The organism is Paenibacillus sp. FSL R10-2782 (genome assembly GCF_038592985.1).
Taxonomy (GTDB): Bacteria; Bacillota; Bacilli; order Paenibacillales; family Paenibacillaceae; genus Paenibacillus; species Paenibacillus terrae_C.
Window position 1 is genome coordinate 2,414,256 of record NZ_CP151951.1, and the last position, 18,961, is coordinate 2,433,216.

10 protein-coding genes are annotated in these 18,961 nt (G+C 49.4%); 9 read left to right on the forward strand and 1 reads right to left on the reverse strand.

Annotated elements, in window-relative coordinates; all coding sequences use genetic code 11:
• The first annotated feature begins 153 nt into the window (after nt 1-153).
• Nucleotides 154-2,901: a PHB depolymerase family esterase gene (locus NST83_RS11240; RefSeq protein ID WP_342417633.1), complete on the forward strand. Its 2,748-nt coding sequence runs from the start codon at nt 154-156 to the stop codon at nt 2,899-2,901.
• Between the two features lie 124 nt (nt 2,902-3,025).
• Here the strand turns inward: NST83_RS11240 and NST83_RS11245 are convergent, their stop codons facing one another.
• Complete coding sequence (locus tag NST83_RS11245) at nt 3,026-3,943, reverse strand: hypothetical protein (RefSeq protein ID WP_342417634.1); 918 nt, start codon at nt 3,941-3,943, stop codon at nt 3,026-3,028.
• 445 nt (nt 3,944-4,388) lie between these two features.
• Here NST83_RS11245 and NST83_RS11250 point away from each other — a divergent pair, with 445 nt between their 5' ends.
• From NST83_RS11250 to NST83_RS11285, 8 genes are all read left to right on the forward strand, one after another.
• Entirely contained in the window at nt 4,389-6,194 is a 1,806-nt protein-coding gene (locus NST83_RS11250; RefSeq protein ID WP_342417635.1) for a vWA domain-containing protein, read from the forward strand.
• Between the two features lie 24 nt (nt 6,195-6,218).
• Entirely contained in the window at nt 6,219-9,608 is a 3,390-nt protein-coding gene (locus NST83_RS11255; RefSeq protein WP_342417636.1) for a tubulin-like doman-containing protein, read from the forward strand.
• A 3-nt stretch (nt 9,609-9,611) separates the two neighbouring features.
• Complete coding sequence (locus NST83_RS11260; RefSeq protein ID WP_342417637.1) at nt 9,612-11,978, forward strand: transcription initiation factor TFIID; 2,367 nt, start codon at nt 9,612-9,614, stop codon at nt 11,976-11,978.
• Between the two features lie 70 nt (nt 11,979-12,048).
• The gene (locus tag NST83_RS11265) at nt 12,049-13,338 is read left to right on the forward strand and encodes a vWA domain-containing protein (RefSeq protein WP_342417638.1); all 1,290 of its coding nucleotides are present in this window, start codon (nt 12,049-12,051) and stop codon (nt 13,336-13,338) included.
• Between the two features lie 18 nt (nt 13,339-13,356).
• Complete coding sequence (locus tag NST83_RS11270; protein ID WP_342417639.1) at nt 13,357-14,010, forward strand: beta-mannanase; 654 nt, start codon at nt 13,357-13,359, stop codon at nt 14,008-14,010.
• A gap of 16 nt (nt 14,011-14,026) precedes the next feature.
• Nucleotides 14,027-15,292: a hypothetical protein gene (locus NST83_RS11275; protein ID WP_342417640.1), complete on the forward strand. Its 1,266-nt coding sequence runs from the start codon at nt 14,027-14,029 to the stop codon at nt 15,290-15,292.
• Nucleotides 15,289-18,300 carry a hypothetical protein gene (locus NST83_RS11280; RefSeq protein ID WP_342417641.1) on the forward strand — a complete coding sequence of 1,004 codons (3,012 nt, stop codon included), beginning with the start codon at nt 15,289-15,291 and terminating at the stop codon, nt 18,298-18,300. Before NST83_RS11275 ends, NST83_RS11280 begins: the two co-directional genes overlap by 4 nt.
• Nucleotides 18,301-18,472: 172 nt before the next feature.
• Nucleotides 18,473-18,940, forward strand: a complete 468-nt coding sequence (locus tag NST83_RS11285) for a MarR family transcriptional regulator (RefSeq protein ID WP_137062943.1) — start codon at nt 18,473-18,475, stop codon at nt 18,938-18,940.
• Nucleotides 18,941-18,961: the final 21 nt, after the last annotated feature.

An 18,961-nucleotide genomic window follows, 5' to 3' on the forward strand; every position in this document is an offset into this window, starting at 1 on the left:
TTGTTTTTTTGTGTTCTAAGAATGGCTTCTTTTTTTGAGAGAAGAAAGGAGTACACCAAGACGATAACGAATAGCTTTATATAGTTAAAATGAATGTTAACGGAGTATTATCGCGACGTCTCTGAGGAAACAAAAACCTGGAGGGGGAATGTTATGAGGTTCACGCATCTGGAAAAAGCGACAACTGTGCTGTTGGATCATCCGGTTCGTCTGACGTCTGCTTATGCAGTCGGTCCGGTCAAGCTGCCGGAAAATTGCGGTGTGGGTAGGGTATGGTCCTATCATTTTACCCCTGAGGAATGGGATTTGGAAAGGGCTTGTAATGAAGAAGGACTGGAGCTTTCGGCTGGAGGAAAGGCAGCGTGCCGCTTATTAACTGAGCTGGATCCCCGGAACGCCGAATTGAAATTAGGTGTCTTTTCGCCCCTGACTGAGCAAGAAAGGCTTTTGTTGGTTTCTAATCTCCGCTGCGCGGCAGCACAGGAAGTGATTTTCAGACCGTTTGAAGGAACAGGACAAATTTGGGTGGACGGCATATTGGTATATGCGGAATCCGGTCCTTTTCGCCTGGTTCTGGATGAAGGCGATCATACGGTGGTGGTCGTTGCAGCCTTTATTCCCGATGAAGCTCGCTCTATTCGGATTAGTGGAACTCATACTTATGATAGTGCAGATGTGGCGGAGCTGCATCAGGAATTCGTAGAGCGCAATATACGTTTTCATATGGCATGGCTGGAGGTGGAGGAATCCGCTGGCAGGGAGGGAGAAGACAGTCCGATCTCATTTTATTTGCTGCGTAAGGATCGGATAGATCTTCCTGAAGATCAGCCGTTATGGATCGAGGTAACGAATGATGAGGGAACATTGCTGGACCGGTTTCAGGCGTTTTGGGAGCAGGAGCAGCAATATGCCTGGAATGAGGAAGTTGTCGGGAATACGGGAATGCTGCATTTTACGGTTACATATCAGGACCATGAGGCAAGAGAGCATTATTTTGTGTACTCGATGCTTGTGCGGCCTTTGTTGGCGGTTGTGGAGAGTTTGCAAGAAAAGTACGACCAGTATAGTCAAGCTTATAATATAGATGCTTTTGGCTCTGCGAAGAAATTACAGGCAGAAGGCTTGCTGGCTGAACTGAAAAGGTTAACGGCTTTGCCGGAAGATCCTTTTGAAATCTGGGATAATCGCATAGTGCGGGAATATATCAAGCTGCTAAAACGGATTTTCACACATGCGTATACGGAACGGCCTCAGCATCCATCTCGGGAGGATAACATCCTTTTGTGCCCTGACGGGATTGGCGAAGGCTTTTTTGTCTCCCGTTTGGACAACAGCCTGCAACGCTACACGATACAGCTTCCCCGAAGCTATTCGGCGGATCGGCAGTATCCTCTAATCGTCCTGATGCCGGGCAAACGGTATGAGCTGGGTCTGCCGGATTTTCAGAAACGGGGGTTTGGACGGGGCTGGGAAGAGGAAGCGATATTCGTCACTTTTTCGTGCCGTGGAGTTACGCTGGGCAGCTACATTGGCGAAGCCGCTTTTCTGGAGGCGCTGGATGTCATTCTGCAAGCGTACCCGGTGGATGAAGACCGAATCTATCTGACGGGCTATTCTAACGGCGCATACGCTGCCTGGGCGATGGCACAGGCGTATCCTTCGCGTTTTGCGGCTATTGCTGTCATTGCCGGCGCACCGCATCCGAAGCATCTGATGAACCTGCTGAATATGCCCATATTCAATGTGGTGGGAGATCAGGATTACTTGTTTGCGCAAGCTTATACAGCACCTGAAACCGAGCTTGCATCCGACTATTATAAAGGAATGGTGGAACGGTATGCCAACCATTGGGACACGCATGAACTGAGGCTTTTGGACGGTGTACTGAGCTGGCTTATGCAATGGACGAGAGTGATACTGCCACAGCGTATTGCCTACCGAACGGAGCGGGGGAGACATCATCGGGCTTATTGGCTGGAGCTGTCGCAGGCAGATGAAAACGAGGAATACGCGGAGCTGTACGGTGAATTAAGCCAAACGGGTGAACTGGATGTTAGAGCCGTCCACGTTGATGAATTTATTATTCACCTCTCACATGAGATCGTACCATTGGAGCTTGCACATGTCCGTATTGGAGGGCGGATTTTCGTGTTGGATTTGCTAGAATATAACCGCTTTCGCTTCGTTAAAATAGAGTTGCGGAAACGCCCCTCACCTGAATATCGATTAATTGCTGAACGGGGCAGCGAAACAGATGGGATTTCTGGAAAAGCAACAGATGATGAAACGGCTATGTTTAGGTTAGACGGCGCAGGTCGGAATCCTTCTGGCCATGGTATGGGAGTGCTGGACGTTTATATGGATCGTCTGCATATTGTCCTTCCATCCAGCTATGCTACACCCGAAGAAGAGCAGGCGGTAAAACGGACGGCAAAGGCTTTGGCCAGCCCTCGGACAGCGACTTGGAATCCTTATATTGGTGTTCATTATCCTGTGGTGGCTTCTCACATGATTTCGGAGGAAGATCTGGCTGACAGTAACGTGATTTGTATCACCTCAGGTTTGTCCAGACATGAGCTGCTTCAGCGGTATCAAGCCCGTTTGCAGATCACCTGTACGGAAAAAGGGTATGTACTGGGTGGTGATTTCACGTCAGGCGAGTATTGTCTTTCGTATATCCAGCCTGTCCCGTGGTCCCCACGCCAACAAATGCTTGTTGTGGCCACCAATTCTCCCCGCCTGCTAGCTAAAAACCTGTTCACGCGCAGGCTGATTATGCCCGGTTATTTTAACGGTCTGCACCCGTATTTGAACAAGGATATTATCGTGTATGACAGCAAGGGTGTACGTGCTTTTAATTTTACTTCCATAAATCATGCGCAGCAAAAGCTACAAAGCTGATCCAAAAGCCGTAATGAAAAAAACCGTTCGGAGCCACGCTGGCGATCCTGACGGTTTTTTTGTTGCTTTATTGCAGTGGTTTGTCATGGTAATGACGTCATATATAGAAGGGCGTTAGGACAGATCAGTTTTTATACTGCTCCATCAGATATACGATCTTGACCTCATCGGCCAAATCGCCAAAGGGTTCATAAGGATTCTCCTGAATGATATGATATAAACGCTGGACTCGTTCCTTTGGCAGTTTGCGCACATATCTGGAAATAAAACCGGCGTGCGTGACCACGTAGCGCTTTTTACGGACAGCAGCGTTGGCGACACGGACGAGAATATCCTCGCCTCCTGCCATTTCCAGAATGCGGCGTTCATAAAAGGTCACGTAACGGAACGTCCGATCCTTGATCAGCTCACGATTTAATCTGGCAATCTCTCCGATATATCTGACCATAAGCGGCTCAAAGCTTTTGATCAGGAGAGGGTCGAGCGTTAGCTCCATATCCTTGCGGAGCACAAAGGATTGCAGCAGAGCGACCTGCTGGAGCCTTATCCGGTCATTGTGGATGAGTACGGCAATCTCACGCAGCATTTCATAGGAGACACGCTCGCTGAGCTGTCGCAGGGCAACTGCGTTTTTATGATTGATATTCAGGCCCTGTTTAACTTGCTCTATGCGGCCTCTGAACAGGCGTATAAGCTGCCTGCGCTGCTCATAGGGACGAGTACGCTGTTGTAAAAGCACCAAGGGTAGCAGGAGAAGTGCGCCAACGATACCACACAGGAGCATTTGCTGGGGAGAATGGCCGAAAAAGACGGCGGCGGTCAGCAGCACGATGCCGAAGGCTAGGTCCTTGCGAAAATAAAGCTTGGCTCTGTGGTGGGCATATTGCTCTACAGGAACCAGTGCATCCCGACCGCAAGACGTACATTTATCTTCCCATAGGGCAGTAAACTGTCCGCAACGCTTGCAGATCCGCAGCTTTTGGTACGCATGCTCGGTGTGGATAAACGGACGAAATTGTACAGGCTGTTTGGCACTACTCATTGCGATCACTTCTCCGGTTCAGCAGGGCTAGAAGCTCGGTGCTCAATTGTGTAATCGAGGGAGCGCGTTTTTTATGTATAGAGTAAGTGATTAATTTGATGGCGACAAAAAGAAACAAAATCGCCAAACATCCGTATGAGATCATAGTGTACTTCCTCTTTGTGCTCAGATTTTTACAGCGATAATTTGCAAGAGCGGGTTTCGCTTCTGTCATTTTTGTCGTATAAAGGAGAAGGCTGGTGCCCGATTGCCCTTGTTGGGGTATAATTATATCATTACTGCAGGATATTGGTAAAATCCCGCAGTATAATAGGCTTCTTGGCTGTAATCAGGCTATTCGGGCATCATTTTCAGCTGGCTCTCATGTAAAACTCATTATAATTTAATAGTAGGAGAGTACAACTGTAATTTAGAATGAGAACTAACCGGCAAAGGGGTACAAGCGATGTATAGTAGAGACAGAAAATGGTTTTTGGTCATCGGAATCATATGTGCAATGATCATGACCTCAATTTCGGCATGGCAGCCGCAGACGGCGAATGCCGCTTCAACCTCAGCCTCCAAGGTGGATGCGGTGCTGGTTGTCGATGTGAGTAATTCCATGAATACCAGTGATCCAGGCAAAATTGGCAATGAAGCCATGAAAATGTTCATTGATATGCTGTCGACGCAAAATGACAAGGTCGGTATTGTAGCGTATACGGATGTCGTACAGCGCGAGAAGGCTTTGCTTAATATTACGTCCGAAGCGGACAAGCAGGAACTGAAGTCGTTCATTGACGGGCTGAACCGGGGGGCGTATACTGACACCTCCGTAGGTGTCAAGGAAGCGATTCGCATTTTGCAGGATGGCAAAACAGCCGGACATGCACCTATGATCGTCATGCTGGCCGATGGTAACAACGATTTAAATAAAACAGCGGGCAGAACTGAAAGCCAATCCGATCAGGATATGGCGAAGGCTGTGGCCGAAGCTAAAAATAGCGGTGTTCCGATCTACACCATCGGTTTGAATGCAGACGGAAAACTGAATAAAAACAAGCTCGCAGACATTGCGCAGCAAACTGGCGGTAAATCTTTTATTACAAGCTCGGCGGATGACCTGCCGAACATCTTGAGTGAAATCTTCGCCAGCAATTTGAAGCTGAAAGTTGTTCCTTTGAAGTCCATTACAGCGAACGGCAACTATCAGGACGTTACGGTAACTGTACCGAACGATAGCGTGCAGGAGGCTAACATTTCGATTATGTCCTCCAAGCCGGTGGATGCGAGGCTGATAGACCCGTCGGGCAACACCAAGCCGATTCCTTCAAGTGATGTACTGCTGTCCAAATCGAAAAGCTACTCGCTGATTAAACTGCTCAAGCCTGTGGCTGGCGACTGGAAGCTTCAGATCAAGGGAGTCCAACAGGATCAGATTGATATTAATCTGGTGTTCAACTATGATTTGGAACTGAAACTGGACGCACCACCTGCCAAAGCCTTCAAAAAAGGTGACGCTGTCCAAATTCGTTCCTACCTGACGAGTAACAACCAGCAGCTTCAGGATCAGGAACTGTATGCAAATATGAATGCAGTTCTGAAGGTCAAGGACCTTGATTCCGGTACAACGAATGAGGTTCCATTGAAAAATGAGGGGGACGCTTTTACTGGCTCGTACACGATACCAGAAACGCATGACTATGAACTGACCGTCAGAGCAGAGGAAAAGAGTTTCTACCGTGAAACCCAGCCTGTGACCATCAGTGCCAAGGCTGCGGCGGGCAGTGGCACAAATAATGGTACTACGACGGCGCCGGCAGCATCTGCCGAGAAGTCCAAACTGCTCCCCCTCATTCTGTTGGGACTGGGACTGATCGTTCTGCTGCTTGCAGCCTACTTCATCTGGAAGGCTGTCAAAAAAGCCAATCGTGGCTTCGTTGGACAAATCGTTCTGGAAATCAGGGACGAAAATACCGGCGAAAAAACGTATCCGCAATACAAAAAGCTGAACACCTTCCGGGGTAAATTCAATCTGCACCAGTTGCTGCAACTGGCACCGGAATTTGCCGGAACCGATAAGGTAGTGTTCACGCCAGCCAATCAGGACCGTATCATGGTGCGCAGCACTCCGGAGATTACGATTGAGAAATCTGGACGCGCTGTAGATACAGGCAGTGGTCTTGAACTGAAAAACGGCGATCGTCTGACGATTCCGCTGGCAAGCGTGGACAAAACCATTTTGCTGGAATTCATTTCAGTAAACAGCTAAACGAACCCTTAGGAGGTCAAATCTATGAAACCAGTAGTTAGAGAGCATATCCAGCAATTAGACGTATCACTCGGCGGAGGGATCGTAAGCGATAAGATTAGAGTGGATACCATTGATAATCCCATTTTGATTATTGGACTCGGAGGTACGGGTATTGATGCCCTGCTCCGCTTGAAATATCAAATTAACCGCAGATTCAAGCTGCCGGCAGATCCGGTTTCCAAGAAAAAGAGCGAGAAGCCGGACAACGTGGAATTTCTGGCTTTTGAAACAAATGAACAGGATCGCAACAAAAAATATAAAGGGATTGGCCTGGACCCGATCAACGAGTTTGTCCTGCTGTCCAATGCGGAAATCGGCGGATTGCTGCAAAACCGCAGCATTTTGGAGCCGTACATTACGGATTGGCTGTCACCCGAGCTGAGTATTACCGATGGCATGAACGGGGCAGCAGGGGTGCGTCAGGCTGGACGTTTGCTGCTGTTCACCAAAATCAATCAAGTCGTGCAAAGCATTGACAAGAAAATCAAAACCCTGTCTGAAGGCACCAATAAGAAGCTGATGGTGTTCCTGCTGTCCGGTTTGTCCGGCGGTACGGGGAGCGGTACCTTCCTTGATATCTCGTATATCGTCCGTGGGATTATTGAGCGTGATTACGGCTCCGCAGGTGTGGACCGTGTAAATACATTAGGGTATCTGTTTACACCAGACATTAACCTGGCGAACAAAAGCCTGAGCGAGCATACACGCGAATATATTAAAAAGAACGGCTATGCCGCGCTCAAAGAGCTGGACTACTGGATGAATGTAGACAGTCGCGGAGAACGGTTCAAGCAGCAGTATGGCAACATTTTGACCGTGAATTCACCGTTGCCGCCGTTTAATCTGTGCCACCTCATTTCAGCGACGAACACAGAAGGCAAGCTGCTGGAAAACGCCTATGATTACTGCATGAATGTTACCGCCGAGAACATCACCAACTTTATGGCGAGTGAGGAAAAGCAGTCAGGCGAAGAATTTGCCATTCATGACTATATCAGCAACATTCGTACCAATATTGCACAAATGAACAAGGCATATCCTGCCAACTACGATTACAATATTATCGGGGCTTCCTCGGCGGTACTGCCGATGGAGGAAATGACGACATATCTGGCCTACCGGATGTTTGGCAAAATGTCCAAAATGTTCGAGCAATCGCCGAATCAAGAGGATGTCGAGAAGTTTGCCCGCAAGCTGGGCGTGGATCTGGACAGTATGATCAAAAACTTCGAATCCCGCGTCCCTGAGCCGTTGCCAGGCTTTGAAAACAGTGAACGATTAAGCTATAACAATGTGGTCAAAATGCAAGTTGTGAATATGGACACCGAGCTGGAGCAGACCTTCCTGACACGTGCGCGTGAGGAATATATCAAGGCGAAGAAGCAGCTTCCGGGTGAAATTACGGGGCAGTTTACCGACCAAATTCGGCGGATGTTCCTGCATCCCGAGCAAGGGCCGTTTTATGTGTCCCGTATGATTTATACGGAAAAAGGTTTTAGCTTGCTGAAAATGCTGCTTTCCTACATTGAGACGTTGCGTGAATCACTACATCGTATCCCAACGGATATTGAATGGGCGCGTGAACAGGCGGGCGAAAAGCTGGGCGATGCCAAGAGCGCGTTCGTGTCCAAGGATAAAAAGAAAAATGCGTACATTGAAGCGAAAATCAATGAATACTGGCTTCGGGCCGACGTGGAGCGTACAGAGCAGCTTATTGAATTTTATGAAGACCTGTATGATCTGCTGAACAAGGAAAACAGCCGCATTTATAATGTATTTACTGAAATTTTGAATGCCCTGAGCGCAATTTTCGAGAAGAATGGCGATCTGCTGATCAACGGCGAAGAACAATCCGATCACAGAGGCAACAAGACGTACTATTGGAACCTGGTCAGTGTACCGGATATTTCCGAAGTCGTAACCAAGTTGCTGGATAAGCGTGACGGTGACGATTTGATCCGTGATTTTGCCCAAGAGTTGCTGGAAAATTCGGATCAATGGGTGAAGGATCAGGATATCGACATCATTAGTTCTATCTCCAACTTCCTGACCGATAAGTTCGGTGATCTGATCACCCGTTCGATGGAGGATTTCCTCGTGATGAAATACGGGCAGGATGAGGCCATTGAAAAATTCGTGGAGCGCTATATTGCAAGCAAGCTGGATGAAGAGGCCGTACCTGTTTTTCATCTGAGCAATAGCTCCGGTAACCTGTATTTCCCGTCATGGGGCTTCGTTTCGGTTCCGGTGCAGTCGCCTAATATTCTGAAAGGCGTTCGCAATTATCAAAATAATGCCATTGGTAAATCACACTTTACAATTAAAGAGAGCGAAGTCCGTAACCGGATTTTCTGGCTCAATACGCGCAATGGTGTGCCGTTGTTTGTATATACACCGCTCAAGGTGTATGAAGAAAGCTATGAAAAAACGATTCTTGACCGCGAAGGTATTGGCCGCCATCTAGTGCAAACGGGCCAGAACAACTGGACGAATTTGCCGTCACCGATTCCTGAAAAATCGTGGGGCGAAACGTATGTCAATTCGCGTGTGCAAGCTTACAATGCCCGCATCCGTAACGATTTCGACCGTGCCAAGTCACTTGGCGTGATCCGTGAGAAGGATGTTGACCAGAATACGAGCAGCCGCTTTACTGTGCTGCGTTCACGTGCGCTGGATCTGAATGGTCTGCTGGCAGGCTACGATATGCGTCTGCAAGAATCCAAGCCGAATCTGGGTGAGGTAAAGAGAGCATGGTCTGAGCTAAAACGTCTGCTAGCTGAAGGGCTGGAACAGGCGGGAAGCAAGGACATCTTTGGCAGCATCAATGAAGAGATGGCGAAGGAAAATCTAATCCGTTCACCGGAGTTAACGCAGGTGGTTCGTGAAGAACTGGCGAAATATACACAGATGGAAGCGAAGGCTTCTGAACTGGAAGCTTTGCTGGGCAAATATCAGGATGAGGAAAAATGGCTGGATCAATTCATTCAGGCACTCTATACCGACACGATTACGAAAAAAGGCGCTTTATACGTCTATGACCGTGACGAAGAGGAAGAGGCTTGGGAGCCATTTGCCAACGTCATGAAGAGCCGTAATTACGTGGAGTTTGAAGTGTTTACGAATTTCCGTGGTCTGGAAGAGAAAAAATATGCAGCTCTGATGCGTAAGGCGGATCGCCGTGATGCTGTCCTGACTTCGTCCGAGGATATTACGCCGCTCTTGGTGAAGCTGGATGAACTGGCTGCAATCTACTTGGAAGCCCGGAATCAATTGGAATATGAAAAGGTGGAGCTGGCTAACGGAGCGGAACTCTATGCGTTTTACGCTCAAATGTCCGGGAAATTAAACGATATTCGCAGAAAGTTGAAGTAAAGTATGAGGGAGCAGCTGTTACGTTATGCGGCTGACTATGCAGCCGCAGAGGACCAATTAATCGGTAGCGGGGATGGACGCAGCAGCATCCATTTCCCGTCCGTGTTTCTTTTTATCGGTGACCGTATGGGCCCGGTGATGAACACCATTGCAGATATCAACCGGACCAAGTGGGATAACAGTACGGGGGTAACGTACATTCACATCCAGTCGCAGGAAAACCATGCCGCTGTAGACCGTTCGGTGGATGCTATTGTCCATACGGTAGCGGTACCGGAGGAAAACAGCCACAAAACCGGACGCCGTGATTTGCATCAGGCTTTTTATACACATGAGTCGCAGTTGGTTGAGCTTAACACCGCGTTGCGCCGGGCGAGTGGGCACTTGGCGGATTACGGTCGTTTGTATTCGTCGTTCGAGCGTGTCCATCTATCGATCCTGACGACAGCCGACGATCCCATGAATGTATTGGTTCCCGAGATTACGCTGTTGGCGGAATACATTTTTGCGCAGTCCTTTAAGTCGGTGCAGATGGATCTGTACGTTTTGATCAGCGAAAGCGATCAGACAGCCCAATTTGGCTATAGCAGCGCAGCGTCAGTCGCTTTTATGAGAGAACTGGACTATTTCCAAAGTCCGGATTATACGTTCACGGCGCCACTGCATATGACTGAGGACAGACTGACCATTCCAGTATCTCATGCTCCGTCGCCGTTGTTCGATCTCGTCTATGTGCTGTCCGACAAGAACGAACGCGGTGTAACGGTGCCGAATAGCCTGCGAGAGAGCTGTGATATCATTTGCCACATTCAGCTTCTCAAAAACCGCTATCAGGCGGGAGATTCCTATCGGTCACAGGATGGGGGGTACAACAATACATCGTTTAAAAACAACATTATGACGGAATCCGGGCGTCAGGGCTATGTGTCGGCCGGATTTTCCCGGGTCAAGCGCCCTAATGAGTCGATTGCGCTTACGGTGCTGCATCACTTTTATGTGAAACTGCTGGCCCGTATGAGAATCGAGCAGGAATGGGATATAGGCGATAAGCTGGATTATTTCGGTTTGGATGCTGCCGAGCGCAGCCGTACACGAAATGACCTCGTTCCTGGTAATGAGGCCATTACGGACATGAGCGCTTTAATGACCAGCGGAGCCAGCTACGGCTCGTTAAAGCGAATGACACTGCGCGAGGCGGAGGAAGCCTTGTTCGGACAGGGCTGTGAAGCCTTTTTCCGCGATAATTGTGAACGGATCGTACAGAAACGGTTGGGGGATTTTCAGGCCGAATTACGTCTGCAAACGGCTGTGAACGAATCGGCCAAGGAGCACCCCGAGATCGGTTTGTTCGAGCTTACGGACTGGACGGATGAGAATAAGACCGGGAATGTGCTTACCGCCCTTCGGGGACTGATTCGTGATACGTCCAATGATTTGCAGATCAGCGCTGCTGAGCTGGATGCCCTATATAGTGGACGGGTGGAGGATCAGCCTTTTCAACGCTTACCGCTGATGGATAAGCATAATGTGCGCAGCTTGATCCGTTACCTGACTGAGACAGTTTACGGGCACAAGCTGCACATGCTGCGGATTCAAACGGATCTGGAGCTATTTCGCCGTTATGAGCTGGCTCTTGAAAAGTGGCATATGCAGGCGAGACATATTACCGTACAGCTTGCCAATTTGGAGCGTGATCTCCATCAGACTGCAACGGACAGCGTCCGTCAGGCTGACAGCTATACAGGTCAAAACCTGTTTGAGTATTACGAGCGTGTGACGGAGGATGTCATGCGTGAGCTGGAGACCAAGCGGGGGAAAGCCGTATTCTTTGATGTCCGGCATATGGGTCCTGTATCCGGTTTACTGGATGGAGGTCCGTCAAAGCTGGTGGATCGACTCACACAGACTTGCCGCACTCTGATCCTTAGCGCACAGCCGTTTAACCAGACATTCGAGGAAGAATTGCTGCGGCGGGCGAATGTGGCTGCTGCCTATGAAAATCGGCTGGTTGTTCCGAAGGATGAGCTGTTTAAAAAACTGTACCAAACGCTGGAGGAAAACGGTGGTATTAACATACGTTTGCTGGATTACACCCATGAGCATCGGTATGAGGAAAAATATTTCTTTGGTGACTATGAAGGCGAATTTCTCCCGTATGCACTGGATGTGGATATTACCTCGCGTATTTACAAGCTGGGGTTTGTGCATGAGCGTCGCAGCAGCGGGGTAGAAAAGCTTCATTTGATGGGTGGTTTCCATCTGGAGGATCTGATGGTCTACCGCAACGGCAAGACGTATTATGAGACATATATCGCGAATGGTTTCGTGTTTCACGGGATCAACGCGGATCGGCTGCCGGAACTGCGGTAGCAGCAGATTTATCCTACGAGGAATTTGCACAATCCTCCTACTTTAATTATGGAAGGAAGCAACGATTCTTATGAAGCACCGTAAATTTAATGTTCTCCTATTGCTGTTCGGCTTGCTGGGCGCTGTGGTGGGCTTCATCATTGGAGAGCTGATTCTTAACAAACTGATAGGCCACTGGCCACATATCATCGTGATTGGGCTGTATTTTGGCATCATAGCGCTGTGCATTGGTCTGGGATGCCTGATCGGTGAATGGATTTCGCCACAACTGAACGGGCCGTCATGGCGGCAGCGGTACTCTGGGCTGTCCTGGAAGCTGCTGGTGCCTGCTACGCTGGTAATGCTGTTCGTGGCAGGGCTGTTACTGGAGCTGGGCTATCAGGTGAACCCGGAGGGCCGCAAAAGCGTACAGGACCTCGTGCTCGTCATTGATAATTCCGGGAGTATGGAGCAAACAGATCCCGACAATGAACGTCTGACAGCCGCCAAGAGTTTAATTGGCCAAATGGATGGAGACAAGCGGGTAGCCATTGTTTCCTTTGAGTCCACTGCACAGTTGGTTCAGCCGTTTACCCCGATTGGCACAGATGCGGAGAAGCAAGCCGTTTATGCCAAAATCGACAGCATGCAGACCTTAATGACAGGCGGCACAGAAATCGGTCTTGCTTTGGATGAAACCATCAAAGAAATCGAAACTCAGGGTAATGCGGACAAGGGCTCTCTCGTTATTATGCTGTCTGACGGCTTTAGTGATCTGGATAGCCAGACGGCATTGGCTCCTTACATCGCCCGGCAGATTCCGATTAATACAATCGGTTTGAAGCTCGCTGAATCCGATGGTATAGCATTATTGCAAAATATTGCCCAAATGACGGGTGGAACTTACTTCAATGTGGCGAATGCGCAAGGTCTTACTCAGGCGTTTGGTAAAATTTACGACAAAATCGGCGACCGTACACTGGTAACAGAGCGAACAGGTGAGTATGCCGACAGTCTGTATTTTGCCATTTACCGTGTAACCGCACTGGTGATTATTGGAGTACTGCTGGGATTGGCACTCGGACTGATGTTCGATAACCGTTTTCTGGCCCGGAATTTCGCGATTGGCGGGATTCCTGCGGGCTTGCTGGCTGGCTTTATTTTGGAAAAGGGCCTATCCGGCTCGCCCATCGGTGATTTGATGATTCGTTTGGTGGCTGCGCTCGTATTGGCGGCTCTGATCGCGGTCTTCTCGCTCGTGTTGCCAGTTGCGGAAAATACTCGCCGTTCTTCCGGAGGAGGAAGCCCTGGTAACCCATCAGGTCGTCGGAGAGGGGAACCGGAAGGCCCTCCGCGCAATCGACGCAGCAGTGGATTTTAGAACGGGAGGCTGGAACTAATGCAGTATAGGGACGCGCAGCCCGGTGATCCTGTTATTTCGGAGCTGAGCCACAAAATTGACGATAACCGGGTTGTGCTTCGCTGGCAGTGGCCAGAAGGAATCGCCGTGGTATATATTGCGAAACAATTAGCCGATCCGGGTGTGAATGGGCAGGAAGATGCCGAAGCGTTGCCGCCTTTTTCAAGCCTTAAGCTCTTCACACGTGAGGAGTACAAGGCTGCTGGCAGCTACCGTGACCGAATCGATGGCATTGGACGCGTGCGATATACCGTGTATCCGGCTGTGCGGGAGGACGGAGATACTTTTGTGATCCGTCAGCAAAATGGAGCTAATCGGCTGGAGCTGAGCACGGGTAGAGCTAAAATCAGATATGCGGTCCACCACAAAAAAGGCTGGTTTCGCAGCCGCAAAACGGTGCAGATTCAGGTGACGGCTGAAGTTCCTGTTCCGCAGGAGGCGCTTTGCTATGTGAAAAAGCGTGGTGGCTATCCGGCGGACCGGGAAGACGGAACCTTGTACCCGTTTACGGCACCGTTTGCTGCGGGACGGAATGTGTTGCCCGCTGTGGAAGTAGGCGGAGATGAATATGTGCGGCTGTTTTTTACGGACGGTCAGAAATTTGGCACGGTATATGAATTAGTCCCTGAATGAAAGGAGGCCGCAACCGATGAGTTTTCTTAGCAATTTATTCAGAAGAAAGCCGCAGGCAGCACCAAGGCCGTTATTTTATGATATTGTGTGCCCTTATTGCTTTAGTAAGTTTTCCCCGGAGGAAGTTGTATTCCGTGCTTCCCATCACCGTGAGGATGACGAGGATTACGCTTTGGGTGAGGACGAGCTGCTGAACAAATATCGGGAGCGCTTTGGTTTGGACAGTGTGCATGATATGGAAGCCATACTTCACCCCCTTGATGTTCCTGAGGAGCATCGTTTGTACTCGGATCATGTACTGACAGGTCTGACAGATCGCTACGGCGAGCTGACACGTCGCAGATTGTGTCCACATTGCCATAATGAGCTGCCGGTGACCGCAGGCAAGGTGCCGAGTAATATCATTTCGATTATTGGAGCTTCACAGGCAGGGAAATCCGTCTATATGACCTCCCTAATTCACACGTTGCAGCATGTTACGGCCGATCATTTTGATGCGGCTTGCATGCCACTGAATGCAGAGATCAGCCGCAAGTTCCGTACGATGTATGAGGAACCGTTGTTTGAGCGTGGGGATCTGCTGACCTCCACACAGAAAGAAAAGATGCAGGAGCCTTTTATCTTCCAGTTTGTGTTTAAGGATGAGGAAAAGCCGCCACTGACGCTGGTGTTTTTTGATGTCGCCGGTGAGGGGATGGTCGATCAGGACTATCTGGGTCTGCACGGGCAGCATATTAAAAATTCAGCGGGCATTCTGTTTATGGTCGATCCGCTGCAAATCCGCTCTATTCGGGAGCGTATCAAGATCAACATCGGGGACAAGCCGGGCGAGTTTGTTTCACAATATGATGAGCCGCGTGATGTTGTACTTACGATGTTCGGTGATTTTATCGCATATCAGGAAAAAGGGAAGACGGACATTCCAACCGCCGTTGTTCTGACCAAAAGTGACATGCTCACTGCGCTGGCAGATGAAGAAGGCACGTACATCAAGACAAACAGCAATATTTTTAATCCAATGGAGCATCGGAAATATATGGATTTGAATGAGTTTGCTAACATTGATGGCGAAGTGCGACGGTTCATTGAAAAGGTGGATAAGCCGTTCAAGGGCACGATGGATGTGTATTTTACAGACACGGCCTATTTTGCGGTTTCCGCCTTGGGCAGCAATCCAGTAGATCAAAAGCTGCAAGGGCTGGTTAGTCCGATCCGTGTGGATGAGCCCTTCATTTGGCTGCTCTACAAGCTGAAGTACATTGAGGGGAGAGAATCACAGTGAGTAATTCTACCTCTCATTTGATACAGCAGCAGATGTACACACGGGAACGGCGTGGTATTTTCCGTTCAACGGAAGGTTTCGATACGGTGGCCAATTCCAAGGGGCTGGACACTTCTTTTATTAAAAAGGTGCTGCATCCCTTGTGTGTGTATGATGCGCCTGCTGCTTTAACGGCGCGTGGCGAGAAGCAGGAGAGCGTCTACCCGGAAGCCATGCATCTGGTACGGACGGAGTCCGGAGATGTGGTGCTAGGACGGAGTATCTACAAGGCAGCGGATTTTACCGGGCTGCGGAGCGCCTTTTTTACGCATAATTATGTGATTCCAGGCGGGCAGGGTGAATCTCCGTCGGATTACAAGCAGTGGCTGAACACATCTTTTGTCGATACTTACGATATTGAGCAAGGAACGGAATTGCCGGAATTGGAGCGTCTGCCGGGTGGGAGCGTATTTCCATCTGTTGATCCGTCTGCGGTGCTGTCTCAATTGCAGCTCAGCGAAGAAGTTTTCAAGCAGATTCTATATGCAGTCATGATGTCGGCTACGGGCCGTAAAAAGGTATATATAGCACTGAACGTTCCAGTAGAAGCGGTGGCATCTTCAGCCAAGCTGCTGCTGGGTGTGTTGTATGCGGCGCTGCCTTATGCATTTCGCAACAGGCTCGGATTTCTTACATATGCGAAGGAGCCACACAGCAGAAAAGGCATTCATTTGATGTTTGTTGAGCCTTTCAGTTTGCGTCCCGGGAATCGGAATGTGGAAAAGGATTTTGTATTTGACCTGACTAACAGTGGTCGGGTACTCAATGTGGATGCAGAGCAGGTGAGACAGCCGTATTTTGACTGGATTACCCGTACGTTGCTGAATGGCGAGACGCCAGACGATTTTTTCAAATTTGCGGAGCAAATGCTGACGGGCATGGAGGCAGGGCGTGATCTGACGCTATCCAGCTATCACGAGCTCATTACACTGTACAGAATAGAACAGGAAGAACGCGGGTTATATAACGAACGGCGTATTTCCGTACTGAGAAGCTTAACCGACTATTTATCTTCTCCCGATGCGTTGCCACGTAAAATGCGGTTGAATGACTTATTTCTGTCGTTTTTTGATCATGAATTTGATCGGGTGAAGGATGGATATATTCCTGACGTGGGTCTGGTTGACTGCTTCAAGGATTACTATAAAGTTCACGCGCGTAGCAGCGAGAATCGGTTGGTGGAATATTTGATCCGCTCGCTGAATAACGCCTATACCGCCAGAAATACGGAAGCTGTCACTTATATTTATCATACGATTGAAGAAAATCCTTCATTGGGCAAGTCGTATTTTACGAAGGTGCTGGGTAATCCGGCGCTCACGAAGCTGCTGTTTATTCCCTACATGGATAGCCAGATGAAAAGAACACCGGATGTGAAGGGGCTGCTGGCTGTCGTGCATGAATGGGGCAGTCGATATATTGAAGTATCGGCGAATGCCGATTTTCAGCTTTTGGCTGAGTCCGCATTGATGGGCAAACTGCGTGCCGAAAGAAAGCCGGTAGAGACTGTGGCTGCTATTCATCAACGGTTGCAACAATGGGAAAGCAGCTCTACGGGGGGCCAACTCTCTACACTGGAGCAATCCGGGTTAACGGAACGCTTGCAGGAAGCGTCGGATCGGTATTTGCTTACCGAAGTGGAGCTAAAGGAAATCTCACCTGATCAGGTCGTACAGATTCCGTTCTTGACACGTCCTGATTTGGTGCAGTGGGTCGGGAAACTGCCAGCTCCACTCAAGGGACAAGCTGTGCGCTTGATTGCGGCTTACGATTGGTTTAGCACGGAGGACCCGGAACCGTCAGTGCTGGAGGGTCTGGAGCCGGGCGAGGTGGAAAAGGTGCAGGACTGGGCTTACAGTTGGCTGCCTCAGCAGCTTGCGGAGGGCCATTTTGCTCGTCTGCTGCCTGCCTTCTATCGTTCCGATGGTACGGACGAAGGAATACTGGATTTTGCCCGTCTGGTTAGCTCGATTCGCAAATGGGCGAAGGGTAACGATACGATGTATCGTTTTATTCGCTGGTCGGAGGGACATGCTGAATTTGCTACGCCACGGGGCGGTTTTGAACCAGCCTATCGACGTGCGTTGCTTTTGTTCTTCCAGAAGGAAGGACGCGAAGGGCTGCATAAAAAAACACTGTGGCGTGAATATTTTGAGCCCGCCAAGCCTGTTTTTAAAAATTTCTATCTGACAGCGAGGCATGAGACGGATACACCTTTAGTCAAAACGCTTCGTCGCTTCCGCAAGGGTGGGGTGATCTCCGGGATCGTGCTTGTCGTCATTGCAGGCACGCTAGGCGGCCTGAAAGCAGCGGGCGTAATCGGCTCGGAAGCCACGCCAGCACCTGTCACTACACCCAAGCCAGTGCAGCAGCCTGTAGTGGAGCCGACAGCACCCGTAAAGGAAGAGCCTACGGCGATTGTGACTCATGTACCCAACACCAAGGCGACTACGAAAATGGTCAAGCTGCTGTTTGCTTTTCAAACATCGGCGGAGCAGGCGGCGTTTAAGCCTAAAAAGCTCGTCATTGTCGGTGCGGATCAACAGGAGTATTCATACGAAAATTTTACGCTTGCTGAACAGAACGACAAGGAAGCAGCCAGTAAAGCTAACACGGGTCAGCCCGGTGATGCGAAAACCGGCAGTGCCACTGTAGGAAGCACGATAGCAGGGGAGGCTACTGGCTCAACGGTTGGCGGAGGTACATCCAGCAGAAACAGCGCGGATCAGGTTGGAACGGTGACAGGCCAATCGGGCGCAGGCACGACATCGGGGACTCCTACAGGAGAGAGCGGCACAGCAACCGATGGAACCGGAACCGGCTCTGACGCACCAACCAAGTATGACCTGAAGCAGTATCCTTATCGCACACTGCTGACCATTTGGCAACGACTGGAGCTAGACGATGCTAGTACAGTTACGGTGGATGGAGAAGAGTACCCGCTGGTTCAAGTGAAGACTGCTGATTAAACAAGCAAAATGAAATAGAAATGAAGTAAAAGACGGGCTTCCTTACAGGGCTCGTCTTTTACTGTAATCTCTTTTATATTTTCCGTAAGTATTGACACCAGATAGGCGACTGTTTAAGATTAGTTGGAATTCAAACTATTAAAATTCAATGATTGTGGAGGTTAGTAACGACATGGGAAGTGAGGTGTATCCCGTTTGTCTCCCTTGGGAGGAAGAGAGCACGATGTATTTAATTAAATGGATTTTCACAACAGTCCGGCGCGAGATTGAGACGGCGTTGCGTCCTTTGGGGCTTACCTCCCCGCAATCGCAGACGCTTTATATACTGGCAATGTCGCCAGGAGTGACCAATACGGATTTGGAAAAGCTGCTGCTTATTGATAAATCAAGCGTTACCAGCCTGGTGAACGGGATCGTTAAGAAAAACTGGGCAGTACGCAAAAGTCACCCTCAAGATGCGCGTATGAAGCAGATTTATTTGACTGAGGAAGGCTGGAAAATTCACAAGGTAGCTGAGCATACAGTTGAGCAGATTAAAAGCTCGGCAGGCGAAACATTATCTGTGGGGGAGTTAGAGATTCTTCGAGGTCTGTTGAAAAAAATACTTCACAATTACCGTCCTGCGAACGCCCGCGTTTGAAAGGATATGCCCGGATAGGGG